We start from the raw sequence: 26706 nt of genomic DNA on the forward strand, positions 1-26706 counted from the left end.
ACCTGGAGAGGGATAGTCCGATGCTGCGCCGTTCTTTCGTGCTGGGATGCGCCGCCGCGGCGGCTCTGCTGCTCGGCTCCGTTCAGCCGTCCACCGCCGCCGACCGCTTCATCACCGTGGCCTCCACCACCTCGACCGAGGATTCGGGGCTGTTCAAGTCGATCCTGCCGAAGTTCACCGAGAAGACCGGGATCGAGGTCCGCGTGGTCGCCAAGGGCACCGGCCAAGCCATCGACATCGCCAAGCGCGGCGACGCCGACGTGCTGTTCGTCCATCACAAGCCGTCGGAGGACAAGTTCGTCGCCGAGGGCTTCAGCACCGTGCGCAAGCCGGTCATGTACAACGACTTCGTGATCGTCGGGCCGAAGGCCGACCCGGCCAAGGTCGGCGGCAGCAAGGACGTGTCCGCGGCGCTGAAGAGCATCGCCGCCGCCAAGGCCCCCTTCGTGTCGCGCGGCGACGACAGCGGCACCCACAAGTCGGAGCAGGCGCTGTGGAAGACTGCCGGCGTCGATCCCACGACGGGTGACGGCTGGTACCGCGCCATCGGCCAGGGCATGGGCGCCACGCTGAACACCGCCGCCGCGGTGAACGGCTACGCCATGACCGACCGCGCCACCTGGCTCAGCTTCAAGAACCGCGGCGACCTCGACATCCTGGTGGAGGGCGACAAGCGCCTGTTCAACCAGTATGGCGTCATGCTGGTGAACCCGGCCAAGTTCAGCCACGTCAAGGCCGCCGACGGGCAGGCCTTCGTCGATTGGCTGGTCTCCGCCGAGGGCCAGCAGGCCATCGCTGACTACAAGATCAACGGCAATTCGCTGTTCTTCCCGAACGCCAACGAGCCGGGTGCCTGACCGGCCTCCGCTCCGCGGGCACGAAAAAAGGCGCAGCCCCGCGGCTGCGCCTTTTCTTTTTGGCGGGGAAGAAGCGGCTTACAGCTTCTCGTTCGGTGACACCGTAACGCAGCGGTGGCCGTTGCGGGTCAGCTCCGAGCAGACCTTGCGGGCGGTCCGCTCGTCCAGCCCGACCATGCGGGCGCGGTAGACGGTGGAGCCGTTGGCCTTCACCGGCGTCACCGCCGGCTTGGCGGCGCGCAGCAGAAAGGGCGCCTGCTTGGTCGCCTGGGTCAGCGCCCGGTTGCTGGCCTCCCGCGTGGAGAAGGCGCCGACCTGCACGCCCCACTTCGAGCCGTCGGCCTTCGTGTCGCTGTCCTCGTCGCGGGCGCGGGCCGGCGGGCGGACCGCGGCGGGGGTGGAGACGGTGGAGGCGAGCTGCGCGATGGTCTCCGGCTTGGCCGGCGGCCTGCCCTTGGCGGTGGCGCGCGGCGCGTCCTCGTCCCCGGCGCGGGCGACGACCGGCGCCTCTGAACCGCGACTCGGCTTGTCGAACGCCTTGTCGAGAATCGCCTCCATACGGGCGTCGCGCGAGGCCGCGGACTTGCCGCCCAGCACCACGGCGACCAGCCGCCGCCCGTCGCGCACCGCCGACGCCGCGAGGTTGAAGCCGCTGGCCACGGTGTAGCCGGTCTTGATGCCGTCCATGCCCTCGTAGCGCGACATCAGCCGGTTGTGGTTGTTCAGGCTGCGCCCGCCATAGACGAAGGCGCGGCGGCTGAAATAGGGGTAGTAGCGGGAGTGGTCGGACAGCATCGCCCGCGACAGGATCGAGAAGTCGCGCGCCGTGGTCACCTGCTGCATGTTCGGCAGGCCGTTGGAGTTGCGGAACACCGTGTTGCGCATCCCCAGCTCGCGGGCCTTGCGGGTCATCATCTCGGCGAATTTCGCCTCGCTGCCGCCCAGCGCCTCCGCCAGCACGACCGAGGCGTCGTTGGCCGACTTGGTGACCAACCCGAGGATCGCCTGCTCCACCCGCAGCGTCTTGCCGGCGCGCAGCCCGAGCTTGGTCGGCGACTGCGCCTCCGCCCAGGCCGACACCGGAAGCGCCTGATCCAGCCGCAGCCGCCCCTCGTCGAGCGCGTCGAAGGTCAGATAGAGCGTCATCATCTTGGTCAGCGACGCCGGGTAGGTCAGGGTGTCGGCGTTCTCCTCGTGCAGCACCTCACCGGTGCGCGCGTCCACGACGATCGCCGCGTATTTCGCGGCCAGCGCCGGCAACGGCGCCAGGATGGTCACCGCCAGCACCGCCAGGGCGCCGCACAGGCCCCGGCCGCATAGCCCTCGAACGAAAGGGGTAATGCTGAAGGCACTTCTCAGAGTCGAACGTCCATTCGCCAAACGTTCTGTGGCCTGTTCCCCCTCCGTTTCGCGCCCGCGCCAAGCGAACGCCAAAAGCAGGCTTCGAACGGTCTGGCCCGTTACGTTCATGATGCCCCCGCCAAAGGCTAATACTTGCTGTTTGGCGCAATGGTAAATTCCATGGAAATCAGTGTCTAGCGACAATTCGTTAATTTGCCGCTTCGATTTCTTCGGCGGCGCTGTGACGAAATTGGATGAGGCACGGACCCGTAGGGGGCGAACCGCGTTGAAGGAGCGCGACCGCCGATCCATTTTCCCGGAAGCGCAGGACCATTTCCCTTCCCGACTGGACGCGAGGCACCTCATGACCCGCCCGCCCGTGCGACGCCCGACAATTCCGCGCGCTGCCCCACGGGACGGACGAAGAGGGAGATGCGCCAGGGTGACGGGAATCACGGTGGCTGCGGCGGGTCTTCTCGCCGGCTGCGCCTCGGTCGGGCCGACCGACAACCCGGTGGCGCGCAAGCTCACCTGGGTCAGCTACCTCAACGGCGACGACCTGCGCGCCGCCTGCACCAAGGGGGAGACCGACCGCTACCGGCTGGTCTTCAACGCCGACTATCAGAAGCATGTGCGGACCTACGACATCGTCGGCGACCGCGGCACCGGCGGCGCGATGGTCGAGGCGCGCGTCCTGGAGGCCACCGACCTCGCCCGCATCGATCTGGACGACCCGGCGGCGGTCGCCCGCGGCCCGGTGGCCAAGGCCCAGCTCTCGCCGCGCCAGTTCGCCCTGTTCGTCCTGCGCCTCTACGAGAGCGGCGCCTTCGAGCCGGCGCCGAGCGGGGTGCGCCTGCCGTCCAACGGCGTCTATTGGCTGATCAACGGCTGCCGGCGGGGAAGCTGGTTCTTCAACGCCTACCCCTACCCGTCCGACCGCTTCTCCGACATCCGGTTCGACGGGCCGCTGAAGGAGCTGGATGGCAGCGGCCAGGGGACCGGCGTGCCCTACCCCGTCCTGCCACGCCCGCAGGACGCGCCGCGCACCCTGCCGACCGGCGGACAGGTGGACAGCGCCGGTGTGGTGTTCGAGGTCCAGGTGGGCCGCGACGGGCTGGTCGGACCGACGGCGCCCTTCGGGACGTGGTTGTTCGCCGGGAAGTAGTGGGCAGGGCTGACATTGCCCCCTCCCCCGGCCCTCCCCCGCTTCGCAGGGGAGGGAGAAAAATCCCCTCCACCTCGAAGAGGGGGAGGGTTAGGGAGGGGGCAAGAAACTAGACCACCTCTTCCTCAGCGACATCCGCCCGCGCGCCGGCGGCCAGCAGCGTGTCCACCCACGGGCCGTCGGGCATGCGGCGGGCCAGCTCGGTGATATTCCGGTTCCACCACAGGCGCTGCTCGACCAGATCGTCGTAGTCGAAGTTCGACTGGCGCCACAGCCGTTCCTCGGCGTTGAAGGTCACCATGTCGATGGGGAAGCCGACGTCGTTGGACGAGAAGCGCGTGCTGTCGAAGGACAGGTAGGCGATCTTCAGCGCCGTCCGCATGTCCGTGCTGTAGGACAGCGCGCGGTCCAGGATCGGCTTGCCGTAGGCGGTGGCGCCGATCGACAGGTAGGGGGTGCGCTCGTCCACCTCGATCCAGTTGCCCTCCGGATAGACCAGGAACATGTAGGGCTCGCGGTCCTCGGCAAGCTGGCCGCCGATGATGGCGTGCAGGTTGAAGGCCAGCTTGGACGCCTCCAGCGCCTCCTTGTCCTCCGCCGCCACCTGGCGCAGGCAGGCCGTGAAGGCCGACAGCGCGTCCAGCATGGTCGGGTAGGTCTCGCCGCGGCGGCGGGACATGTCGCGGCGCAGGTAGGCCAGCGTCTTGTCGCGCACGCTGCGCAGGCCGGAATTCAGGATGAAGAAGCGGTCGCCGCCGCTGCCCACCATGGTCACCTTGCGCGCGGACGACAGCTGCGAACCGCTGGTGATGCGCCCGTCGGACAGGCCGATCAGGCCGTCGCGGGTCTTGATGCCGAGGCAATAGGTCATGAAAGAACGTTCCCGAACTGAAAGCTGCGACGTTCCGCCGCGGTTGGTCTGACCTTTGGCCGAAGCGCGTCCCTTCGGCGGGCAGAGTATGATTGGGCAGGATTGGCGGTAAAGCTTTCGTAAAGGCTCCGCCCAGTCGAGCCGAAGTGGATCGGTTTTCCCATGGGGCGGAACGGTGGAGCTTTCGCCGTACCAACCAAGCAAAGGGACCGGGCTCAACTGATATATTGTGCGACGCACAAGATTCTTTGTTGACTCCACGGACATCTGCCCATAGTTTAGCCATTGCTGCACTGCAGCATTTTCGGGCCCGGAGCCGTCCGGGCCTCCCCAACGCAGCCGGTCTGCGCCCCGCAGGCGGACGGTCCGCCGGTCCGGGTTGATGCGCGCCGGGCTTCGACCAAGGAAGGAACGCAAGGCATGACGACCGTGACGAAGGCCAAGCCGGCCCCCGCCCCCACCCAGGCGTTCGAGAACGCCGCCGCCCAGGCCAAGGAGCAGGTCGAGGGCTTCGTCAAGGCCGGCCAGGAGCAGGCCGCGAAGACGTTCGAGCAGACCGCGTCCGCCACCAAGGAGCAGGTCGAGAAGCTGTCCTCCCAGCTTCTGAAGATCTCCGCCGAGCTTCAGGCCCTGAACAAGGCCAACGTGGAAGCGCTGATCCAGAGCGGCAGCATCGCCACCCAGGGTGCGGAAGAGCTGACCCGCGAGGTGACCGCCTACGCCCAGGCGTCCTTCGACAAGTCGGTCACCACCGGCAAGGCCCTGCTGACCGCCAAGTCGCTGAAGGAGGTCGTCGATCTCCAGAGCGAGTATGTGAAGGCCAGCTTCGACGCCTTCGTCGCGGAGTCCTCCCGCCTCCAGGGCATCGGCACCCGCGTCGCCACGGCGGCCCTGACCCCGCTGAAGGACCGCGTGTCGGTCACCGTCAGCACCCTGTCCAAGCCGATCGCGGCCTGATCCGCCCACACGGCGAAACCACGGAGCCCGGCCGTTCCCCGACGGCCGGGCTCCGCGCGTGACGGGGCCGGCCGGGACGCGCAAAAGTTTTTGTGCACCGCACAAAATCCCGTTGACAGGCGCCGGAACCTGCCCTAAGTTTAGTCATGCTGCATTGCAGCATCGACCCGACGCCCGAAGCCACGGGGTCGCTGGTCGGATCATCCGCGCGGTCGCCAATCGGTGGGTCCGGCGCGGGTCAACCCGATGAAATTCGAGGAGCCGTTCCATGACCGACAAGTTCGCCGCCGCCACCAAGACCTTCGAAGACGCCGTGTCCGCCGCCAAGCAGAACGTGGACGGCCTGGTCAAGGCCCAGCAGGAGCAGTTCGAGAAGGCTTCGGCCCAGATCCTGAAGGGCTTCGACGAGCTGACCGCCCTGACCAAGGGCAACGTCGACGCCGTCGTGAAGTCGGGCACCATCGTCGCCAAGGGCGCCGAGGAAGCCGGCAAGCAGGTCGCCTCCTTCACCCAGTCCTCGCTGGAGAAGAGCGCCGCCACCGGCAAGGCCCTGCTGGCCGTCAAGACCGTCCAGGAGCTGGTCGAGCTGCAGAGCAGCTTCGCCAAGGCGAGCTTCGAGACCTTCGTCAAGGAGAGCGCCAAGCTGCAGGAGCTGTCGCTGAAGACCGCCAAGGACGCCTTCGCGCCGATCAACGACCGCCTCCAGGTCACGGTCGAGACGCTGTCCAAGCCGGTCGCGGCGAAGGCCGCCTGATCCAGGCCGGTCCCAGACGTCAGCCTGAGACAAAATGTCCCGGAGCCAGCAATTCCACAGACCCGGCCGCAGGGCCGGGGCGGCTCCCACCTCCGCCGCCCCCGGGACGCTATCGTCCGGGGGTGCGGACGGCGCAAGGCGGTACCGCTTTAAATCCTGCCGCCTCACGGCATTGTGAAGTTCCGGGAAAGCCCGGCGGTGCAGACCGCCGGGCTTGTTTCTTTTGGGCGCGAGGGACATCTACAGGGTGCGGGCCGTGCCATTTTTGGCACGCCGGTGCGGCAGTTCTGCCGCAAAATCAAATGCCTTCCACCAATTCCGGGGTAGCCGGGCAGGTCTTGTTCCGAATGGGCCTCTCCCAAATGGGGACTCACCGAAAACGGCCCCTTCCCACCGCGCCCGGAGTTCTCATATCATTCATGCGACGTACATCGCGATGTTGACCTGTTGAGACCATGGCCGAAAACGACAAGCACGGCGACGAGGGCACCACCACGGGCGTGGTTATCAAAACCAAGCCTAAGACTAAAAAGCCCTCGATGTATAAGGTCTTGATGTTGAACGACGACTACACACCTATGGAATTCGTCGTTCATGTCTTGGAGCGCTTCTTTGCCAAGTCGCGCGAGGAGGCTACGCGGATCATGCTGCATGTGCACCGGCGGGGTGTGGGCTTGTGCGGCGTGTTCACCTACGAGGTGGCGGAGACGAAAGTCACGCAGGTGATGGACTTTGCGCGCCAGCACCAGCACCCGCTGCAATGTACGCTAGAAAAGGATTAAGGCCACAGATGCTGTCGCGTAACTTGGAACAGACGCTGCACCGAGCCCTGGCCCATGCGAACGAGCGCAGGCACGAATACGCGACGCTCGAACACTTGCTGCTCGCATTGACCGAGGATGCCGATGCCATGGCCGTCTTGCGCGCTTGTGGGGTCGATCTGGACCGACTGCGCGCCGAACTCTCGGATTACCTCGACAACGAGCTTGCGAACCTGATCACGAACAGGCCCGATGATGCTAAGCCGACGGCTGGCTTCCAGCGGGTGCTGCAACGCGCGGCCATCCACGTCCAGTCGTCGGGGCGTGAAGAGGTGACGGGAGCAAATGTGCTCGTCGCCCTGTTCTCTGAACGCGAAAGCCACGCGGTCTATTTCCTGCAGGAGCAGGAGATGACCCGTTTCGACGCGGTGAACTACATCTCTCACGGAATCGCGAAGGCCCCGGGCCGCTCGGAAGCGAAGCGCGTTACCGGAGCCGACGAGGACGCGGCGGCGGAGAAGGTCGTGAAGAAAGGCAGCGAAGCCCTAGAGGCTTATTGCGTCAACCTGAACAAGAAGGCGGCCAGCGGGAAGATCGATCCGCTGATCGGACGGGAGCAGGAGGTCGAACGGACCATCCAGATCCTGTGCCGGCGGTCGAAGAACAACCCGCTGTATGTCGGTGACCCCGGTGTCGGCAAGACCGCCATCGCCGAGGGGCTGGCCCGCCGCATCGTCCATGGCGAGGTTCCGGAGGTGCTGAAGGGCGCCACCATCTTCGCGCTCGACATGGGCTCCCTGCTCGCCGGTACGCGGTACCGCGGCGACTTCGAAGAGCGCCTCAAGGCCGTCGTCTCCGAACTGGAGGCCACGGAAGGTGCCGTCCTCTTCATCGACGAGATCCACACGGTCATTGGCGCCGGTGCGACCTCGGGCGGTGCGATGGACGCCTCGAACCTGCTGAAGCCGGCCCTCGCCTCCGGCTCGCTGCGTTGCATCGGTTCGACGACCTACAAGGAATACCGGAACTATTTCGAGAAGGACCGGGCGCTCGTCCGGCGCTTCCAGAAGATCGACGTCAACGAGCCGACGGTCGAGGATGCGATCAAGATCCTCCAGGGGATCAAGACCTACTACGAGAAGCACCACCGGGTGAGCTACACCAACGACGCGATCCGTTCGGCGGTGGAGCTGTCCGCGAAGTACATCGGCGACCGCAAGCTGCCGGACAAGGCCATCGACATCATCGACGAGGTCGGCGCCGCGCAGATGCTGCTGCCGGAGAACAAGCGGAAGAAGAAGATCTCCGTCAAGGACGTGGAGGCGGTGGTCGCCAAGATCGCCCGCATCCCGCCGAAGTCGGTCAGCCGCGACGACAAGGAAACGCTCCTCAACCTGGAGCGCGACCTGAAGACCATGGTCTTCGGCCAGAACAAGGCCATCGACGCGCTGGTCTCCGCCATCAAGCTGGCCCGTGCCGGCCTGCGCGAGCCGGAGAAGCCGATCGGCAACTACCTGTTCACCGGCCCGACCGGCGTCGGCAAGACCGAGGTGGCCCGCCAGCTCTCCCTCACGCTGGGCATCGAGCTGACCCGCTTCGACATGTCGGAGTATATGGAGCGGCACACCGTCTCCCGCCTGATCGGCGCCCCTCCGGGCTATGTCGGGTTCGACCAGGGCGGCCTGCTGACCGACGCCATCGACCAGCATCCGCATTGCGTGCTGCTGCTCGACGAGATCGAGAAGGCCCATCCGGATCTGTTCAACATCCTGTTGCAGATCATGGATCACGGCAAGCTGACCGACCACAACGGCAAGACGGTGGACTTCCGCAACGTCATCCTCATCATGACCTCCAACGCGGGTGCCGCGGACATGGCCAAGCCGGCCATCGGCTTCGAGCGCGAGCGTCGGGTCGGCGAGGACATGGAAGCGGTGGAGAAGCTGTTCACGCCGGAGTTCCGCAACCGCCTGGATGCGATCATCCCCTTCGCGCCGCTGACCCAGGAGGTCATCAACCGCGTGGTGGACAAGTTCATCATGCAGATGGAAGCGCAGCTCGAGGACCGCGGCGTCACGATCGAACTCGACGATCAGGCCCGCGAGTGGCTGGGCAAGAAGGGCTACGACCCGCTCTACGGCGCGCGTCCGCTGGGCCGCGTGATCCAGGAGCACCTGAAGAAGCCGCTGGCGGAAGAGCTGCTGTTCGGCAAGCTCGCCAAGGGCGGTTTGGTCAAGGTCACCGTGAAGGACGACAAGCCCGCCTTCGAGTACACCGAGGGGTCGCGCAAGCGGCGCTCCGGCGACGAGGACGAGGACGAGGTCGTGCACGAACTGGCGGAATGACGCCGCTTCGCACGGAACGCGAAAAGGGGGCCGCAAGGCCCCCTTTCTTTTTGTCCGGTCGGCCGGCTCTTTGAACCATCATTCCTCGACCAGGACGACCGCGTCGTTGGAACTCTTCATCAGGGCGATGCCGTGCAGGCAGTCGCGCTCGGCCGTGTAGCCCTCGCTGCTGACGGCGATGGCCTCGCCGTTGGCGGCGTGGAAGGTCCAGCGCCATTCGTTGCGGTGATCCTTGTAGACCTTGTATTTGGCAGCCTTGCCTGTGGACATGTTTTCCTCCGCGCCATTGGTCTGATACGGACGGCGGAGGCGGCACGACTGTGAAGGGCGGACGGTTGCATTCCCGACGCCGCATCACGGACACTCCTTCCAGGCGGCCCCCCAGAAACGAAGCACGCCGAAACGAAGAATGAGGAAACGCACCATGCCCCTGCCATTCCTGAGCGGACTGCGCGTCATCGACCTCGGCCAGTATCTGCCGGGTCCCTACGCCGCCCAGATGCTGGCTGACCTCGGCGCCGAAGTGGTGAAGGTCGAGGCCCCGAGCGGCGACCCGCTGCGCCAGATGGGCCGCACCGACGCCGACGGCACGACCGCCGCCTACAAGCTGCTGAACGCCGGCAAGACGGTCATCCGCCTGAACCTGAAGGACGAGGGCGACCGCGGCGCCTTCGAGACGCTGATCGCCGGGGCCGACGCCCTGGTGGAAAGCTACCGCCCGGGCGTGCTGGACAAGCTGGGGGTCGGCCACGCCCGGCTGCGCGCGCTGAATCCGCGGCTGGTCCACGCCAGCCTTTCCGGATGGGGCAGCAGCGGTCCTTACGCCCGGCGGGCGGGCCATGACCTCAACTACATGGCGGTCGGCGGCGGCCTGGATTCCTCGGGCATGCCGGACCATCCCTCGATCAGCCACCCGCCGGTCGCCGACTTCGCCTCGGCCCAGCAGGCAGCGCTGGCGGTGGTCGCCGCCCTGTTCGGGCGCCAGCGCAGCGGCGAAGGCTGCTTCCTCGACCTGTCGATCATGGAAACGGTGCTGGGCTGGCAGGGCTTCAACCTGACCGCCGACGCCCGCGGCGAGGTCCCGGCCCGCGGCGAGACGCTGCTGTCCGGCGGGGCCGCCTGCTACCGCATCTACCGCACCGCCGACGGCCGCTTCGCCACCCTGTCGGCGCTGGAGGCCAAGTTCTGGCAAGGCTTCTGCGAGGCGGTGGGACGCCCCGACTGGATCGCCCGGCAGGGCGACCCGCTGCCCCAGGCCGCCCTGATCGCGGAACTGGACGCCCTGTTCGCCACACGCAGCCTCGCCGACTGGAAGGCGCTGCTCGACCCGGTGGACTGCTGCTTCGAGGCACTGCCGACGCTGGCGGAGATGCCGGACCACCCCCACATCGCCGCCCGCGGCCAAGTCCGCGTCACGCCGGGACCGGAGCCGCTGGTGGAGACCCTGATGGGCCTGCGCGTCGATGGCGGAAGTCCGCCCGAGCGCGCGCCCTTGCGCGAGTCCACCGCGGCCGCGGTGCTCGCCGCCTGGACGTGAGGCCTACAGGGCGATGAGGGGCCCGCCGCCGTCGCGCGGCGGCCGCGCGTCCAGCGGGCCGCGGCGGGCGCCCATCAGGCTGGCCTTCGACAGGTTCGCCGCCGCGTCGTCGCAGCCGCGCAGGTCGGCGGAGGCGAGGTTGGCCATCTCGAAACTGGCGCCGGCCAGCTTGGCCCCGGTCAGCCGGGCGCCGCGCAGGTCGGCGGCGGCCAGCGTGGCGTTCGTCAGGTTGGTCGGCCAGCTCCGCCCGGTCGGGGTGCCGTCCGGGTTGCGCAACTCCACCATGCCGAGGTCACCACCGTGGAGGTCCGCCCCGGTCAGGTCGGCCCCGCTCAGGTTCGCCCCGGTCAGCACCGCCTGGTCCAGCCGCACCCGGCGCAGGCTGGCCCCGCCGAAATCGGCCAGCGAGAGCGAGGCGTTGGACAGCCGCGCCTCGTCCAGCTTGGCGTCGCGGAACACCCCGCCCGACAGATCGCAGGCGGTGAGGTCCAGCCCGCGCAGGTCCATCCCGGTGAAGTCCGCCCGCAGCCCGGCCCCGCCGCCGCTGTTGATCCACAGGATATGGGCGTCCAGCACGCTGCGCACCGGCGCCGGCAGGGCGTCGGCGTTCTTCATGTAGACGGCACCGCTGAGGTTGGCGCCCCGCGTGTCCGCCACGGTCAGGTCGACGTTGCGCAGGGTCGCCTCGCGCAGGTCGGCGTTGCGCAGGATGGCGCGGGTCAGGTTGGCGCCGTTCAGCACGGCGCGCTTCATTTTGGCCCCGCTGAAGTTCGCCTCGGTCAGGTCGGCCCCGGCCAGATTGGCGGCGAACAGGTTGGCGTTGCTGAAGTCGCCGCCCGCCGTCGAGGCGTTGGCCAGTTCGGCGTGGCTGAGGTCGGCGCCCTTGAAGTTGACGCCGTCCATCCGCGCGTCCGTCAGGTTGGCGGGCCGCCGCTCCTCCTCGTCCTCGCGCCCGGCGCGGTGGACCATGATCTGGCCGGGGCGCAGATCGGCCCCTTCGAAGTCGGTGCGGGTCAGGTCGGCCTTCAGGAAGTTCGTCCCACGCAGGTCCGCCCGCGCGAAGGAGGAGCCCACCAGCTTCGCCCGGCTGAAATTCGCCCCGAACAGGTCGGACATGGCGAAGCTGACCTCCTCAAGCTGGGCATCGGAAAAGTTGCCCTGGGTGAGGATGGCCGTTTGCAGGTTGAAGCCCTTCAGCCGCAGCCTCGACAGATCGACGCCCTTCGCCTGAAGGCGCACACCGCCCGGCCTCAGTTTGAGATAGAATAGATGGTCCCGCACCTGCTTCAGGAATTCCATGGCGCGGTCGGTCATCGGGCGGGTCCGTCGGTCGGCTGATCCCGCCCACACTACGCATTGCGCATGGGCAGTAAAGGAGAAATCCCCAATCGTCCGCCACCCCTGCAATGCCACGGACGCATGCCGGACCGGGGCCATGGAGCAGTCTTTAAACCATTGAACGACAACGCGGTTAGGGTTGGGAGAGGGAAAGCATGACGAGTTTCGACACGGAGTGCCTGCGCCGCGCCATCGCGCTCAGCCGCACACACATGCAGGGCAACGCCGGCGGCCCCTTCGGCGCGGTCATCGCGCGGGACGGCCGGATCATCGGCGAGGGGTGGAACTGCGTGACCTCCACCAACGACCCGACGGCGCACGCCGAGGTCGTCGCGATCCGCAACGCCTGCCGCGATCTCGGCAGCTTCAGCCTCGCCGGGGCAACCGTCTACACGAGCTGCGAGCCCTGCCCGATGTGCCTGTCGGCGATCTACTGGGCGCGGATCGGGCGCATCGTCTACGCCAACGCGCGCGACGACGCGGCGTCCATCGGTTTCGACGACGCCTTCCTCTACACGGAAATTGCCCTGCCGCTGGAGCAGCGGGCAGTCCCCATGCAGCGTTTGCTGGCCGACGAGGCGCGCGCCGTCTTCGACGAATGGGCTGCCCGGCCCGACCGCGTTCCCTACTGATCTGGCCCTACTGATCCGGCCCTATTGCTCCGGCAGGCCATCCTGGCGGTAGGGTGACAGCTCCATCAGCGCCTCGCGCTCCGCCGCCACGCCGGGCCGCTCGCGGCGCAGGTAATCGGCGATGGCGCGGCGAAAGCCGGGGTCGGCCACCCAGTGGGCGCTGTAGGTCGGCACCGGCAGGTAGCCGCGCTGGATCTTGTGCTCCCCCTGGGCGCCGGCCTCGACCCGGCCGAGGCCGCGCTCGATGGCGAAGTCCAGCGCGCGGTAGTAGCACGCCTCGAAATGCAGGAAACGATAGCTGCCGTCGGAGCCCCAGTTGCGGCCATAGAGGGCGTCGGCCCCGATCAGGTTCAGGGCGCCGGCCACCCACTCCCCGTTGTCCTCGCACATCACCAGCATAACCCGGTCGGCCATGGTCTCGCCCAGAAGCCGGAAGAAGGCGCGGTTCAGATAGCCGCCGCCCCATTTCCGGTCGGCGGTCTCCAGATAGAAGCGGTAGAAGGCGTCCCAATGCTCCGGCTTCAGGTCGGCGCCGGTCAGGCTGTGCAGCCGGACGCTGCTCTCCGCCACTTCGCGCCGCTCCTTGCGGATGGTCTTGCGCTTGCGGCTGTTCAGGGTTCCCAGGAAATCGTCGAAGCTGGCGTAGCCGCGGTTTTCCCAATGATACTGCACGCCTTCGCGGAGCAGCCAGCCGGCCTCGCCGAGGCGGCGCCAATCACCCTCCTCCGGGAAGGTGACGTGGACGGAGGAGACGCCGTAGCGCCGCGCCACCTCCTCCATCCCCTGGATCAGGGCGCCAGCGACCGCCTCCATCCTCTGGGTCGAGGCGCCGGGCCGGACCAGAAGGCGCGGCCCCGGCACCGGGGTGAAGGGCACGGCGCACTGCAGCTTCGGGTAATACTGCCCGCCCGCCCGCTCATAGGCGTGCGCCCAGGCGTGGTCGAAGACATATTCGCCATAGGAATGGTTCTTCAGATAAAGCGGCACCGCGCCCATGATGCGCCCCGCCCCGTCGAGGGCGGCGAGGTGGCTGGGCTGCCAGCCGGTGCGGCCGGTGACCGATCCCGATTCCTCCAGCGCCAGCAGAAAGGCGTGGCTGAGAAACGGGTTGTCCGGCCCGGCGCAGGCGTCCCATTCCTGGGGATCGGCCAGACCGATGCCGGTCAGAACCTTGACGGTGATCGTCCCCCCGGCCTCGGGGTCGGCGCCGGGGGTGGGGCCGCTGTCCTTGCCGTCGGGCATGGTCTCTCCTTCGCGGGTACGCCGAGGGAGGTGGGCGCTTTGCCGCGCCGCGGCAAGAGGCCCGCCCCCTCCCCCGATGCGGAGCCCGGATCAGGCCAGTTCGAGGATGGCGTCCACCTCGACGGCCACGTTGCCGGGCAGCGACGGGGCTCCGACCGCGGCGCGGGCGTGCTTTCCGGCGTCGCCGAACACCTGCATCATCAGTTCCGACGCGCCGTTGATGACCAGCGGATGGTCATGGAAGTCCGGCGTGCCGTTGACGAAGCCGCCCAGCCGCAGCACGCGCACCACCCGGTCGAGATCGCCGCCGCAGGCCGCCTTCGCCTGGGCGATGATGTTCAGGGCGCACAGCCGCGCCGCCTGCTGGCCCTGCTCCACCGTGAAGTCCTGGCCCAGCTTGCCGACGAAGCGGCGCTCGCCGTTCCACACGGTGACCTGCCCCGACACGTAGAGCGTGTTGCCCGACTGGGTGTAGGGCACATAGGCCGCCACCGGGGCCGCCGCCTGCGGCAGCTCGATCCCCAACTCCTTCAGCCGCGCCTCGATGCGTCCGGCCATGCTCATCCCTCCGTCTTCGTTGCGGGCGCCGAGAACGCTCCGATGGGTGGCGCCGCGATGGGTGCGAGACCCCGACGATAGCTCCCTCCTCCGCCGGCACCAAGAGCTTACCGGCACCCGGCGCGCGGCCGACCGGCCGGCCAACTGGGAAGTTTTGTCCCGGAGTCCGGGGCGCAACACCCTTTCTGCCCGGCAAAACTTTCCACCGGCATGGGAAGGACCGTCCGGCCTGCGCGGGCCACCCCATCACGCAAGGCTCCATTATCTCTTTCAGTATCAATGCGTTACCAGATGGCCCGGAAATTGGCACGGGTCTTGATAGAGGAGGACCGCGCAAATGCACGTTGCCTCGCTTCGGTTTCAAGCACCAGCCGCGGGGCGAGCCTCAGAAGGAGACTTGGAACCATGGCCATCAACGACGTCACTCTCACCGCGTCAATGCGCACGAATCTGCTGCAACTGCAGAGCGTGAACGACAAGATCGGTGTCAAACAGAACATCCTCTCGACCGGCAACAAGATCAACTCGGCTCTCGACGGTCCGACGTCGTTCTTCGCAGCGAAGAGCCTGACCCAGCGCGCCGGTGACCTGTCGTCGTTGAAGGACGCCATGGGTCAGTCGATCAGCACCATCAAGGCCGCCGACAAGGGCGTAACCGCGATCGAAAGCATGATCGAGCAGGCGCGCGGCCTGACCACCGCCGCCTATTCCGCGCTCGGCACCGACGCCGGCTCCGTCGCCACCCGCAAGACGCTGGCCTCGCAGTTCAACGCGCTGAAGGAGCAGATCGACAAGCTGGCCGGCGACAGCGGCTATGCCGGCAAGAACCTGCTGGCCGGCGACGGCATGCGCCTGGACTCCACCAGCGAGTCGCGCCGCGCCGTCAACACCATCCAGGGCATCGAGAACGCCCGCGTCACCAACGTGGTGTCGACCGACACCTACACGGTGCGCGTCAAGGGCGACGGCTCCATCGAGGGCGCGGCCGGCGAGATCAACAGCGCCGAAATGGCCCACGGCCTGGTCGGCCTGAAGCTGTCCGGCACGATGGCCACGTCGCTCGGCAGTTTCTCCGACGTGCAGATCGAGGTCCGCGGCGCGAAGGGCCGCGAGCGGTCCTTCATCATCACGGACGGCAACGAGTCGCGCACGATCACCTACTTCGACAACACCCAGACCATGGCCGCCAACACGACGAAGGCGGCGAAGTCGGGCACCGCGCAGCTCACCCAGGTGACGCTGGGCGGCACGATCGAGGCGGGCGACAGCTTCACCATCACCGTCGAAGACCAGACCTTCACCTACATCGCCACCGCCGGTGACGTGGCGACGGGCCAGACCGCCCGCGTCAACATCGCCAAACAGCTTACGGCGTCGATCAACAACGCGCTGGGCGCCAACGGCCGCCTCAGCGGCAAGGACGTCCAGACTGTCACGGTCGAAAACACCGGCACGATCACCCTGTCGGGCGCGACGACGACCAACGCCGCCCGCGAGATGACCGTCAAGGCCACCGCCGAGAACGCCCTGACCAAGCGCATCTCCGAGAGCTTCGCGTCGGGCACCGTGGTGTCCTTCGTGGTGGACCGCAATCTTCTGGAGCAGGCCGCCAACGCCGGCAACGGCATCTCGACCATCGAGAAGAAGGTCGACATCCAGATCCAGGTCAGCAACCTGAGCGGCGCCACGGTGACCCGCGACGGCATGTCCAAGCGCGGCGAGGGCAAGCTGTCGGAAGGCGAGAACGCCTTCGCGTTCGACACCGGCACGGTGCGCTTCAACGTCGACCAGAAGAGCATCAAGCAGGCGGCGGCGGCCAGCTCGGCGGCCAACCTGGTCTCGGTGCAGGTGACCGACGCCAACACCTCCAACGATCTGACGGTGCAGCTCAACGAGCGCAACACCAATGCGATCACGGTGAAGTCGCAGAACCTGAGCACCAGCGGCCAAGGCCTGCGTCTGGACTACGCGCAGAACGACTGGACCGACCGCGCCGACATCGACAAGGCGGTCGCCAGCATCGACTACGCGAAGCAGAGCCTGCGGTCGGCCTCGCAGACGCTGTCGACCAACCTGAACATCATCACGACCCGCGAAACCTTCACCAAGGAGTTCAGCGACGTGCTGGTCGAAGGCGCCAACAAGCTGACGCTGGCCGACCAGAACGAGGAAGGCGCGAGCCTGCTGATGCTGCAGACCCGTCAGCAGCTCGGCACCATCGCCCTCTCGCTGGCCAACCAGTCGCAGCAGTCGATCCTGCGTCTGTTCTAACCGGCAAGGTCCAGCCGGCGACCACAGGCCGAGGCAAGGCATTGCGCAGCAGGCGCCCCCACCGGGGCGCCTGTTTTCTTTTGGCCGCCCATCCGCCCTATCAGAGGCCACCTCTACCGCAAGGCGGCCTCGATCAGGGCCCGCGCGTCGGCGGCCAGCTTCGCGCGCTCGGGCGCGCGCGTGTACATCATGTGGCCGCCCTCGTAGACCGTCACGGCCACCCGGTCGGCCTGCCCGTCCGGCAGCTCCAGGCGGGACGCCACCCAGCGCGACGCCATGTAGGGGGTGATGAGGTCGGTGCGCCCATGGGCGATCAGCACCCGCAGCGCGGGCTGCAGGGTCAGGGCGGCCTGGAGATCGTCCACCGCGCTGGGCTGGCCGGAGCGCGGCCACTCCCAGCCCCGGTTCACCCGGTCGCTGAGCAGATCGAACGGCACCTCCGTCCGCACGCCCAGCCACTCGTGGGCGTAGGCGGCGAAGGCGGTGGTGTAGGTCGGCACCGTGCCCTTCAGGAAAGGATCGAAGGACAGGCGCGCCGCCGACGGGTCGGGATCCGCGGCGGTGAAGGTGCCGTCATAGACGCTGGCGACCTGCCCACGCCCGCGCAGCAGTTCGCGAGCGAAGACGTCGGTGGGAATCTCGCCGCGGAAACGGGTCACCAGCTCCTCGGGCAGGCCGGTGGTGCGCGCCACCTCGGCGAAGAAGTCCCGCGCCGCGCCGGGCCGGCGATAGTCCAGCCCGGCCAGCCCGGTGAGGTAGCCGGTGAAGGCGTAGCGCTCCGCCGCCACGGCCGCCTGCTCCGGGGTGCCGGACGCCAGACCGTTGGCGGCGGCCGAGGCGGCGTAGGAGGGTAGCCGCAGCGCCGGCACCAGAAGCCCGCCGCCGCCGCGGATGGTGGCGAAATCGACCACCGGCGACACCATGATCAGCCCGTTGACCGCGATTCCGGTGTCGTCGATCAGCCGGTTGGCCATCTTGGCGATGCGGAACCCGCCATAGCTTTCCCCCACCAGGAATTTCGGCGACTCCCAGCGCCCGTTGCGGGTCAGCCAGAGCCGGACGATCTCGGCCATGGCCCGGCTGTCGGCGTCGACCGACCAGAAGCGCTTGCCGGGATCCTCGTCCCGCCGCGCGCCGCCGTCCTTCCCGCCGTCGCGCCCGCCGTCGCGTTGGATGCCCCGGCTGTAGCCCGTGCCGACCGGATCGACGAAGACCAGATCGGTGAAGGCCAGCCAGCTGTCCGGGTTGTCGAGCAGCGGGGCCGGCGGGCGGATCAGCGACCCGTCGTCGTTGAAGCCGACCACCTTCGGCCCCAGGGCGCCCAGGTGCAAATAGGCCGAAGAGGCCCCCGGCCCGCCGTTGAACACGAAGGCGACCGGCCGCCGGCCGCGGGACGTCCCGTCCGGCGTGCCTCCATCCAACGTATAGGAGACGGTGAAGACACGGGCCGCCGCCTCCTCGCGCGGGCCGTCGCGCAGCGGCAGGAACTCCGCCACCGCCGTGTAGGCGAGCGGCCCGGACGGCAAGGGCAGCTGGTGCCTGGTCTCGCTGCGCTGGGCGTCGAACCCGCCGGCCCGGTCCGCCGGCTTCGGGGCGCCCTGGTTCTGTTCGTTCCGGGCCGGTGCGCTCTGGGGCGCCACGTCCTGGGCGCTCGCGGCCTGGATCGGCGGCAGCGCCAGCGCGGCGAGCAGTGGCAAAAGGCGGAGGCGGCGGTTCATGGCACGTCGCATGGCGCATCCCGTCGGCTGTGTCGTCACAGCCCCGCATATTGACCCGCAGCCGGTGTCCGGCAAGGACACAGCCCCTCGTCGCGCGTCCCGGATCACCACCGAAACCGCGACAATTTATCTCAATTCAGACCATTGATGCACATACGACCGTGTTTATGATGCGCAGGCTTCCACCACCTTAAGCCGAGTCATCGCGATCATGGACATGCCCGCCGAGAATTTTCAGGATCTCGTCTGGAGCGACGATCTTGCGTTGGGCGTCGAGGACATCGACGAGCAGCACAAGCATTGGATCGAACTGGTCCAGGCGTTCCATGTCGCCGTCGCCGAGGGCCGCTCCCGCGAGGAGGTCTATCGGACGCTGGCCGATGCGGTGGTCTATACGGAGATTCACTTCGCGAGCGAGCAGAAGGTGATGGAGGAGGCCGGCTATCCTTTCCTGGCCGACCATCTGGTCCAGCATTCCCTGGCGTGGGAGCAGTTGCACGCCTTCACCACCGGCAACGTGCCGGAGGAGAACATCGCCGAGTATCTGGCGAGCTTCCTGCCGCAATGGCTGATGCTGCACATCAACTCCGCCGACCGCCAGTTCGCCCGCTGGCTGAAGGAGCGCGACGCCGTCCCGGCGGAGCTGGCCGACGCCCAGCTGTCCGGCCGCGTCTTTCCCAACATTCCGGTCTGAACCCGCCGGAGCGCGCTCTCACCGGAGCCCGCATAAAAGGCCGCCTGATAAAACCGCATTAAAAAAGGGGAGGTCCGAGGACCTCCCCTTTTCCACGCCATGCCGGGGATGGAACCGGCTGGCCTCAGCTGCAGCCCGTGGTGGAGCCGCAGGTGTCGCACTTCAGGCAGGTGCCGTTGCGGACAAGCGTCATGTTGCCGCACTCCCCGCACTGATCCCCCTCGTAACCGCGGGCACGGGCCTCGCGGATGCGGTCGTAGCGCTGGTCGCTGTTGCTGCCGCCGTAGGCCGTGCCGGTGGTGCCGCCGACCGGGGCCGTGCCGCCGGCGTGGACCACCGCGGCGCCGACCGCCGGGCTGGAGGCCACCGCCGCGTGGGCGGCGGACGCCGTGGCCTGGACCGCGGCGCCGGTGGCGGCGAGGGCCGCCGCGGCCGAGGCCCGCTGGGTCTGCCCGCCGTTCAGGACGCGCAGGTTGTTGCGGACATAGCCGGTGGACGCGACCTTGCGGACGATGTCCGACGGCTGGACCGCGCCGGTCTCCGGCAGGTCGCCCTGCTTGTCGCCGCTGCCGACCGTGAAGGGCACCAGATCCTCCGGCGTGGCGTGCGCCAGATCGGTGCGGCCCAGGTAGGAGATGGCGATCTCGCGGAAGATGTAGTCGATGACCGAGGTCGCCATCTTGATGGTGTCGTTGCCGGTCACCATGCCCGACGGCTCGAAGCGGGTGAAGGTGAAGGCCTCCACGAACTCTTCCAGCGGCACGCCGTACTGCAGGCCGATCGACACCGCGATGGCGAAGTTGTTCATCAGCGAGCGGAAGGCGGCGCCCTCCTTGTGCATGTCGATGAAGATCTCGCCGATGCGGCCGTCCTCATACTCGCCGGTGCGCAGGTAGATCTTGTGGCCGCCGACGGTCGCCTTCTGGGTGTAGCCCTTGCGGCGGTGCGGCAGGCGCTCGCGCTCGGTGCGCTTGCGCTCGATGATGCGCTCCACGACCTTCTCGACGATGCGCTCGGACACCATCTGGGTGCGGGTGGCGTTCGCCGCCTCGACGATCTCCTCGACCGCGTCCTCCTCGTCGTCCAGCAGGGCGGCGGAGAGCGGCTGGCTCAGCTTGGAGCCGTCGCGGTACAGCGCGTTGGCCTTGATGCCCAGGCGCCAGGACAGCAGGTAGGCGTCCTTGCACTCCTCGACCGTGGCCGTGTTCGGCATGTTGATGGTCTTGGAGATGGCGCCGGAGATGAAGGGCTGCGAGGCGGCCATCATGGTGATGTGCGATTCCCAGGACAGGAAGCGCTTGCCGATGCGGCCGCAGGGGTTGGCGCAGTCGAACACCGGCAGATGCTCGTCCTTCAGGAAGGGCGCACCCTCCAGCGTCATGGCGCCGCAGCAGAAGGTGTTCGCCGCCTCAAGCTCGGCCTTGGTGAAGCCGAGAGCGGTCAGCAGGTCGAAGCCCGGCGCGTCCATCTGCTCGGCGGGGATGCCCAGCGTGTCGACGATGACGTCGGCGCCGACCGTCCAGCGGTTGAAGGCGAACTTGATGTCGAAGGCGGTGGCGAGGTTGCCCTCCAGCTTCTCCAGCACCTCGGCCGGGAAGCCCTTGGCCGCCAGCGTCTCGTGGTTGACGCCCGGCGCGCCCTTCAGCGTGCCGTGGCCAACCGCGTAGCGCTCGATCGCGGCGATCTCGTCGGCGGTGTAGCCCAGCGTGCGCAGGGCCTCCGGCACCAGACGGTTGACGATCTTGAAGTAGCCGCCGCCGGCCAGCTTCTTGAACTTCACCAGCGCGAAGTCCGGCTCGATGCCCGTGGTGTCGCAATCCATGACCAGACCGATGGTGCCGGTCGGGGCGACCACCGTGGCCTGGGCGTTGCGGAAGCCGTGCTGCTCGCCCAGCTCCAGCGCCATGTCCCAGGCGCGGACGGCGGCCATCGCCAGTTCCTGCTCCGGGCACTCGTCGGCGACGAAGGGCACCGGCTTGACCGACAGGCCCTCGTAATCCTCCATCTCGCCGCAGGCGGCGCGGCGGTGGTTGCGGATGACCCGCAGCATGTGGTCGCGGTTCTGCTCATAGGCCGGGAAGGCGCCCAGCTCCTGCGCCATCTCGGCGGAGGTGGCGTAGGCGACACCGGTCATCACGGCCGAAATGGCGGCGCAGTAGGCGCGGCCTTCCGCCGAGTTGTAAGGCAGGCCGGAGGACATCAGCAGGCCGCCGAGGTTGGCGAAGCCCAGGCCCAGCGTGCGGAACTCATAGGAAAGCTGGGCGATCTCCTTGGACGGGAACTGCGCCATCAGCACGGAGATTTCCAGCACCATGGTCCACAGGCGGCAGGCGTGCTCGAACGCCTCGACGTCGAAGGAGCCGTCCTTCAGACGGAACGACATCAGGTTCAGCGAGGCGAGGTTGCAGGCCGTGTCGTCGAGGAACATGTACTCCGAGCACGGGTTCGAGGCGTTGATGCGCCCCGAGGCCGGGCAGGTGTGCCAGTCGTTGATCGTGGTGTCGAACTGCACGCCCGGATCGGCGCAGGCCCAGGCGGCGTAGCCGACCTTGTCCCACAGGTCGCGGGCGCGGAGCGTGCGATGAACCGTGCCGTCGGTGCGGCGGATCAGCTTCCACTCGTCGTCGTTCAGGACGGCCTGGATGAAGTCGTCGGAGATGCGCACCGAGTTGTTGGAGTTCTGGCCGGCCACCGTCAGGTAGGCGTCCGAGTCCCAATCGGTGTTGTAGGTCTTGAACTCGATGCTGGTGAAGCCCTGGGCGGCGAACTGGATCACCCGCTGAACGTAGTTCTCCGGCACCTGCGCCTTGCGGGCGGCGACGACGGCCTTCTTCAGCTCCTTGTTGACCTTCGGGTCCTGGCCGTCCTGGGCGGCGGCCATGATGGCGGTCAGGTGCTCGCGGCAGATCTTGGAGCCGGTGACGAGGGCGGCGACCTTCTGCTCCTCGGTCACCTTCCAGTCGATGTAGGCCTCGATGTCCGGGTGGTCCATGTCCACCGTGACCATCTTGGCCGCACGGCGGGTGGTGCCGCCCGACTTGATGGCGCCCGCCGCGCGGTCGCCGATCTTCAGGAAGCTCATCAGGCCCGACGACTTGCCGCCGCCGGCCAGCTTCTCACCCTCGCCGCGCAGGCGGGAGAAGTTGGAACCGGTGCCCGAGCCGTACTTGAACAGGCGCGCCTCGCGGACCCACAGGTCCATGATGCCGCCCTCGTTCACCAGATCGTCGGCGACGGACTGGATGAAGCAGGCGTGCGGCTGCGGGTGCTCGTAGGCCGAGGCGGAGGAGGTCAGCAGGCCGGTCTTGAAATCGACGTAGAAGTGGCCCTGGCTCCGGCCGTCGATGCCGTAGGCCCAGTGCAGGCCGGTGTTGAACCACTGCGGGCTGTTCGGAGCCGCCATCTGGGCGGCCAGCATGAAGCGCATCTCGTCGAAGAAGGCGCGGGCGTCGGCCTCGGTGTCGAAATAGCCGCCCTTCCAGCCCCAGTAGGTCCAGGTGCCGGCCAGACGGTCGAAGACCTGCTTGGCCGACTTCTCGCCGGAATAGCGCTTCTCCTTCGGCAGGGCCGCCAGCGCCGCCTCGTCGGCGGTCTTGCGCCACAGCCAGGACGGGACGGTGTTCTCCTCGACCGCCTTCAGGGCGACCGGAACGCCGGCCTTGCGGAAATACTTCTGGGCCAGGATGTCGCTGGCGACCTGGCTGTAATTCTCGGGAACCTCGATGTCCGTCTGCTGGAAGACCACAGAGCCGTCAGGGTTGCGGATCTCGCTCGTCGTGCGGCGGAAGCCGAGAGCGGCGTAAGCATCCTGACCCTCTTTCGTGAAACGACGCTGGACCCGCATGTGACTCGTGCTCCCTCTGGCTGGCGAACAAAGGTGTCGCGCTCCGTGCGGCGCAGCTCGCGCTGGCTGACGAACGCAACACCCTGTATGTTGGTGCGCATCCTAGCCTCAAGCTTTGGGCCAAGCAAGACCCGGCCCAAGATATTGTGTGCTTGACGCGGGCCTACCTCCTAGATATGGCGCATCAGGTCAACGGGCCAAGCCGCCGCCGGTTCCCGGAAAAAATCCGCCCACCCCCACATCTAGTCCTGCACCGAAAGCCTCCGGCGCCTGATTCCTGTAAGGAATCCGTCACTTTCGCGGGGTTGCCGGGCCCCTCCGACCCCAGGAGCCACGGGGGCGAATTGGCGGTACGCCCTTCTCCAGCCCTTCATACCCGCGACCCCACTTTTGCCCGCTGGACCCGCCCCGTGGCGAGGCACCCGGACGGCGCCCCGAGTCGCCCCACGATGTCACAGGCGGCCCCGCGTGACCTTTCCCGCTCCCTCCGGTTGGAAGGGTCGGTTTCGTGCAACGAGGAGAGCTTCCATGCACAAGACGGTGATCGCGACCCTGTCCGCCCTGGCGCTGATGACCGGTGCCGCCGCGGCCCAGACCGGCACCGGCGGCTCCACCCAGGCCCCGAGTTCCCAGGCCCCGAATTCGGTCATCATGGACCAGGGGCAGAGCGCCCGCCCGGCCGGGCCCGCAAGCGGCGCCGCAAGCAACACCACGGGTGGCGCCAGCGTCGAGCATTTGATGAGCCGCACGGTGATCGGCGCCGATGGCGAAAAGGTCGGCAAGGTGTCCGACGTGATCCTCGGCCCGGACGGCAACGCTCAGCTTCTGGTGATCCAGAGCGGCGGCTTCCTCGGCATCGGCGGCAAGGAGATCGCCGCGGACATCGCGCTGGCCGACGTGCTGCCGGGCAACGGCCCGATCACGCTGCGCGACGTCACCCAGGCGAGCGTGCGCGACATGCCGGAGTTCCAGTACAGCGACAGCATGACCTCGCTGAACCGCGGCCCCAAGCACAGCGGCGAGTTGAACAAGCAGTAACCATCAGGGGACAGCGCCCCTCTCCCGCCCTGGGAGAGGGGCTTTGCCCGTTACGCCTCCACCCCGCGCTCGCGCAGGTAGGCACCCAGTTTGGTATCGACGCCCAGGATGTGGCCGGACAGCCATTTGGCGAGAAAGCCGAGCACGAAGGCGCCTTTCTCTCCACCCGCGTCCAGCGCGCTGTTCACGTCGTGAAGCTGGCGGACGAAGCTGTCGTGCAGCGCCTTGTGGGCGGTGTAATCGGGATAGCCGTGCTCGCGCATCAGCGTCTCTTCCCGGTCGAAATGCGTGTCGGTGTAGTCGAGCAGGTCCCTCAGCACGTCCTGAATCTCGCTGTCGGCGCGGAACTCGTTCACCGCGGTGACGAATTCGTTGAACAGCTCGAACAGGCGCTTGTGGTCGGCGTCGATCACGGCGTTCCCGACGCCGAAGCCGTCCTGCCACGCCATCGTTTCCCAGCGCGGGTCGGCAAGGTTCGGCTTCATCGTCTTCGGCTGCGTTGTGTTTAATTGCATGACGTTTCCCCCTTCAGGAAACATCCTTATAATCCGCCGCCCACCCGCAGCCGGGGCGGCAGATGGTCACACTGACAGTATGGTTATAGGATGGCCGGTCAGTTCATCTGCGCCAGAGGCAGATTGACCAGCAGGTTCTGCGGCTTCAGGCGCAGCTTGCGGTCGGCGGTCATCGCCAGGGCCAGATAGACGGGCCGCCCGGCGATGTCGGCGCGCATCACCGCGGGGTCGGCGAACTCCAGCCGGAACAGCGACAGGATGCGGGCCAGCCGCTCCTCCCCCACCTCGGCCCCGTTGTAGAGGTCGTTGAGGATCGCCGTGGCCTCGCCGTCCAGCCCGACATGCCAGACCCAGCGCTCGTCGCTGATCCGCTGCACGGGATGGATCGACACCCCCACCCCCAGGAAATGCTTCACCCAGCCTTCCAGGACGCGGCACAGCGCGTCCAGCCCGGCCGCGGCGAAGGTCACGTCCAGCACGGTATCGTGCCGCGAGTCGCGCTCCCAATAGCGGGGGTGGTTGGTTTCGTCGAGGACGTCGAGGTCGACGGAGCGCGGGGCGGTCCCGGCCTCCACCACCAGCCGGCCCAGGCTGCCGAAGCCACCGGTCGCGGCCAGCATCTCCACCGTCTCGCTGTCGGCCAGCCGGACGCGCCCGTCGTCCACCGACACGGTCTGGGGCCGGAAGAACAGCTCGCCCGCCCGCGCGCGCAGGCCCGACGGCGTGCCATCCAGCAGGTTGCGCAGGATCACATGGGCCATCTGGTCGATGAACAGCCCCGGCACGCCCCGCGCACCCTCGCGGAACAGGCGGAGGTAGCAGCCCTCGACCGTGCCGGCGGCGAGCAGCCGGTCGCGGAAGCCCAGCCAGACCGCCCAGTTCTCCCGCGCGTCCGCGTCGGCCATCGCCTCCACCATGCCCGGCGGAACCGGGCGGGCGGGATCGTCGAGCAGGCCGGCGAACAGCGTGTGCTCGGTCTCGCAGGCGTCCTCGGGCGGGCGCATCTCCGGCCGCATCAGATAGGCGCGCAGGAAGTCCGGTGTGACCGCGAGCCAGCCGTCGGCGTCACGCGTCAGCAGATGGAAGCCGGACTCTTTCCAGAAATCGGACATGGAAGACAGACCCTTGAACAGAAAAGCGGTCGCAAAGCGTCCCTCATGTGGGCGCGCGGGCGCCCGCGCCAAGGATCTAGCACAGCCCGGCCTACAGATGCCCAGTTTAGAGATGCCCGGTTTATAAATGCAGGGCGGCCAGGAAGGCGTCGACGTCAGCCCACACCCGGTCGCGGATCTCGTCGCGCTCCATCAGCAGTTCGTGCTTGGCGTCGGGATGCTCCTTGAGCACGGCGTTGCCCAGCCGGGCGGCGGCCAGCCGGTGCGATTCCGAGCGGACGATGGCATCGGCCGGGGCGCTCAGCAGAAGGATCGGCGTCGTCACCCGCTCCAGCGGGGCGGTGAAGCGGATGTGGTCGGCGGCGCGCAGGGCCGCCCTCACCCAGCCGAAGCTGACCCCGCCCACCCGCAGCTCGGGCCGGTCGCGGAAGGCGTCGTGGTAGGTGGCGTAGCGACGGGGGTCGGAGGTGATCGGGTTGACCGGGGTGAACAGCCCCTCCACCGGGTCGTAATCGTGCTGGCCGAAGGCGTATTCGGCGGCCCGCCCGCGGGCGCACAGGCGTTCGGCCAGCCAGACCGCCATGCGGCGCGGCACCGGGCCGGTGAAGATGTCGAACATCGGCGCCGTCAGCACCGCGGCGTCGCACAGGGCCGGGTTTCGCAGCAGGGCCATCAGGGCGACCAGCCCGCCCATGCTGTGGGCGAGCAGCAGCAGCGGCCCGTGCTGCCGCGGCCTCACCAGCCGCTCCACCACCTCGTCGAGATCGCCGGCCAACGTGTCGAAGCTGTCCAGGTGATGAATTTGGGGGTTGGGCAGGGGGCGGTCGGAGAGGCCCTGGTTGCGCCAGTCGAAGGCGAAGACCTCGAAGCCGCGGGCGAGCATCGCACCCGCCGTCTCGGTGTACTTCTCGATGAACTCCGCCCGACCGGTCAGCAGCAGCGCGGTGCCGCGCGGCGGGGCTTTGGTGGCCATCCAATGGGCGGTGCGCAGCCGGGTCCCATCCCCCATCGTCACCCAGCCGAACCGTGGCCCCACACCCAGATCCGCCACGCTCACGGCCATTCCTGCGCTCTCCCTCGTTGACGGGACGATTGAAGCATCAACGCACGGCGTGGGTCCAGCGTCCGGCGGCCATCCGGTGGAACCCCCGTCCTC

22 protein-coding genes are annotated in these 26706 nt (G+C 67.9%); 11 read left to right on the forward strand and 11 right to left on the reverse strand.

Annotation, left to right across the window (positions count from 1 at the left end; all coding sequences use genetic code 11):
• The first annotated feature begins 20 nt into the window (after window positions 1–20).
• Window positions 21–857: an ABC transporter substrate-binding protein gene (locus ACWPN7_RS14420; protein ID WP_081862945.1), complete on the forward strand. Its 837-nt coding sequence runs from the start codon at window positions 21–23 to the stop codon at window positions 855–857.
• 78 nt (window positions 858–935) lie between these two features.
• On the opposite strand, the gene ACWPN7_RS14425 is transcribed toward ACWPN7_RS14420, so the two are convergent.
• A complete protein-coding gene (locus ACWPN7_RS14425; RefSeq protein WP_307832911.1) occupies window positions 936–2144 on the reverse strand; it encodes a serine hydrolase in 1209 nt (402 codons plus the stop codon).
• A 496-nt stretch (window positions 2145–2640) separates the two neighbouring features.
• Between ACWPN7_RS14425 and ACWPN7_RS14430 the strand changes: the two genes are divergently transcribed.
• The gene (locus ACWPN7_RS14430) at window positions 2641–3363 is read left to right on the forward strand and encodes a hypothetical protein (RefSeq protein WP_247887684.1); all 723 of its coding nucleotides are present in this window, start codon (window positions 2641–2643) and stop codon (window positions 3361–3363) included.
• 109 nt (window positions 3364–3472) lie between these two features.
• On the opposite strand, the gene ACWPN7_RS14435 is transcribed toward ACWPN7_RS14430, so the two are convergent.
• Window positions 3473–4234 carry a proteasome-type protease gene (locus ACWPN7_RS14435; RefSeq protein WP_038529116.1) on the reverse strand — a complete coding sequence of 254 codons (762 nt, stop codon included), beginning with the start codon at window positions 4232–4234 and terminating at the stop codon, window positions 3473–3475.
• Between the two features lie 420 nt (window positions 4235–4654).
• On the opposite strand from ACWPN7_RS14435, the gene ACWPN7_RS14440 reads away from it, so the two are divergent.
• The 4 genes from ACWPN7_RS14440 (at window position 4655) to clpA (ending at window position 9051) form a co-directional block, all read left to right on the forward strand.
• Entirely contained in the window at window positions 4655–5191 is a 537-nt protein-coding gene (locus ACWPN7_RS14440; RefSeq protein WP_051657922.1) for a phasin family protein, read from the forward strand.
• 268 nt (window positions 5192–5459) lie between these two features.
• Window positions 5460–5945, forward strand: a complete 486-nt coding sequence (locus ACWPN7_RS14445) for a phasin family protein (RefSeq protein WP_014239701.1) — start codon at window positions 5460–5462, stop codon at window positions 5943–5945.
• Window positions 5946–6400: 455 nt separating this feature from the next.
• Window positions 6401–6727, forward strand: a complete 327-nt coding sequence (gene clpS / locus ACWPN7_RS14450; RefSeq protein WP_038529118.1) for an ATP-dependent Clp protease adapter ClpS — start codon at window positions 6401–6403, stop codon at window positions 6725–6727.
• A gap of 8 nt (window positions 6728–6735) precedes the next feature.
• Window positions 6736–9051, forward strand: a complete 2316-nt coding sequence (clpA, locus tag ACWPN7_RS14455) for an ATP-dependent Clp protease ATP-binding subunit ClpA (protein ID WP_014239699.1) — start codon at window positions 6736–6738, stop codon at window positions 9049–9051.
• 78 nt (window positions 9052–9129) lie between these two features.
• Here clpA and ACWPN7_RS14460 read toward each other — a convergent pair whose 3' ends face one another.
• Window positions 9130–9321 (reverse strand): YegP family protein, encoded by a 192-nt coding sequence (locus ACWPN7_RS14460; RefSeq protein WP_038529120.1) that lies wholly within the window; start codon window positions 9319–9321, stop codon window positions 9130–9132.
• 154 nt (window positions 9322–9475) lie between these two features.
• On the opposite strand from ACWPN7_RS14460, the gene ACWPN7_RS14465 reads away from it, so the two are divergent.
• The gene (locus tag ACWPN7_RS14465) at window positions 9476–10588 is read left to right on the forward strand and encodes a CaiB/BaiF CoA transferase family protein (RefSeq protein ID WP_492273335.1); all 1113 of its coding nucleotides are present in this window, start codon (window positions 9476–9478) and stop codon (window positions 10586–10588) included.
• 3 nt (window positions 10589–10591) lie between these two features.
• On the opposite strand, the gene ACWPN7_RS14470 is transcribed toward ACWPN7_RS14465, so the two are convergent.
• Entirely contained in the window at window positions 10592–11902 is a 1311-nt protein-coding gene (locus tag ACWPN7_RS14470) for a pentapeptide repeat-containing protein (protein ID WP_051657923.1), read from the reverse strand.
• A gap of 179 nt (window positions 11903–12081) precedes the next feature.
• Between ACWPN7_RS14470 and ACWPN7_RS14475 the strand changes: the two genes are divergently transcribed.
• Window positions 12082–12558 (forward strand): nucleoside deaminase, encoded by a 477-nt coding sequence (locus tag ACWPN7_RS14475; RefSeq protein ID WP_103040326.1) that lies wholly within the window; start codon window positions 12082–12084, stop codon window positions 12556–12558.
• A 21-nt stretch (window positions 12559–12579) separates the two neighbouring features.
• On the opposite strand, the gene ACWPN7_RS14480 is transcribed toward ACWPN7_RS14475, so the two are convergent.
• Both ACWPN7_RS14480 and ACWPN7_RS14485 read right to left on the reverse strand, forming a co-directional pair.
• Window positions 12580–13800, reverse strand: coding sequence for a GNAT family N-acetyltransferase (locus ACWPN7_RS14480; protein WP_459196960.1), 1221 nt, complete (start codon window positions 13798–13800; stop codon window positions 12580–12582).
• A 90-nt stretch (window positions 13801–13890) separates the two neighbouring features.
• Complete coding sequence (locus ACWPN7_RS14485) at window positions 13891–14358, reverse strand: RidA family protein (protein ID WP_038531171.1); 468 nt, start codon at window positions 14356–14358, stop codon at window positions 13891–13893.
• 405 nt (window positions 14359–14763) lie between these two features.
• On the opposite strand from ACWPN7_RS14485, the gene ACWPN7_RS14490 reads away from it, so the two are divergent.
• A complete protein-coding gene (locus ACWPN7_RS14490; protein WP_349619504.1) occupies window positions 14764–16629 on the forward strand; it encodes a flagellin N-terminal helical domain-containing protein in 1866 nt (621 codons plus the stop codon).
• Window positions 16630–16742: 113 nt separating this feature from the next.
• Here ACWPN7_RS14490 and ACWPN7_RS14495 read toward each other — a convergent pair whose 3' ends face one another.
• Complete coding sequence (locus ACWPN7_RS14495; RefSeq protein ID WP_459196959.1) at window positions 16743–18347, reverse strand: S10 family peptidase; 1605 nt, start codon at window positions 18345–18347, stop codon at window positions 16743–16745.
• Window positions 18348–18558: 211 nt separating this feature from the next.
• Here ACWPN7_RS14495 and ACWPN7_RS14500 point away from each other — a divergent pair, with 211 nt between their 5' ends.
• Window positions 18559–19041, forward strand: a complete 483-nt coding sequence (locus tag ACWPN7_RS14500; RefSeq protein WP_103041355.1) for a bacteriohemerythrin — start codon at window positions 18559–18561, stop codon at window positions 19039–19041.
• A gap of 124 nt (window positions 19042–19165) precedes the next feature.
• Here ACWPN7_RS14500 and ACWPN7_RS14505 read toward each other — a convergent pair whose 3' ends face one another.
• Complete coding sequence (locus ACWPN7_RS14505; protein WP_492273336.1) at window positions 19166–22885, reverse strand: vitamin B12-dependent ribonucleotide reductase; 3720 nt, start codon at window positions 22883–22885, stop codon at window positions 19166–19168.
• Window positions 22886–23413: 528 nt separating this feature from the next.
• Here ACWPN7_RS14505 and ACWPN7_RS14510 point away from each other — a divergent pair.
• A complete protein-coding gene (locus ACWPN7_RS14510) occupies window positions 23414–23923 on the forward strand; it encodes a PRC-barrel domain-containing protein (RefSeq protein ID WP_492273337.1) in 510 nt (169 codons plus the stop codon).
• A gap of 50 nt (window positions 23924–23973) precedes the next feature.
• Here ACWPN7_RS14510 and ACWPN7_RS14515 read toward each other — a convergent pair whose 3' ends face one another.
• The 3 genes from ACWPN7_RS14515 to ACWPN7_RS14525 form a co-directional block, all read right to left on the reverse strand.
• Window positions 23974–24438, reverse strand: coding sequence for a bacteriohemerythrin (locus ACWPN7_RS14515; protein WP_175428670.1), 465 nt, complete (start codon window positions 24436–24438; stop codon window positions 23974–23976).
• A gap of 98 nt (window positions 24439–24536) precedes the next feature.
• The gene (locus ACWPN7_RS14520; RefSeq protein ID WP_201043759.1) at window positions 24537–25550 is read right to left on the reverse strand and encodes a DUF6352 family protein; all 1014 of its coding nucleotides are present in this window, start codon (window positions 25548–25550) and stop codon (window positions 24537–24539) included.
• Between the two features lie 121 nt (window positions 25551–25671).
• Entirely contained in the window at window positions 25672–26613 is a 942-nt protein-coding gene (locus ACWPN7_RS14525; protein WP_201043758.1) for an alpha/beta fold hydrolase, read from the reverse strand.
• Between the last annotated feature and the right edge of the window lie 93 nt (window positions 26614–26706).

The sequence above is a fragment of the Azospirillum sp. UENF 312511 genome (assembly GCF_058780635.1).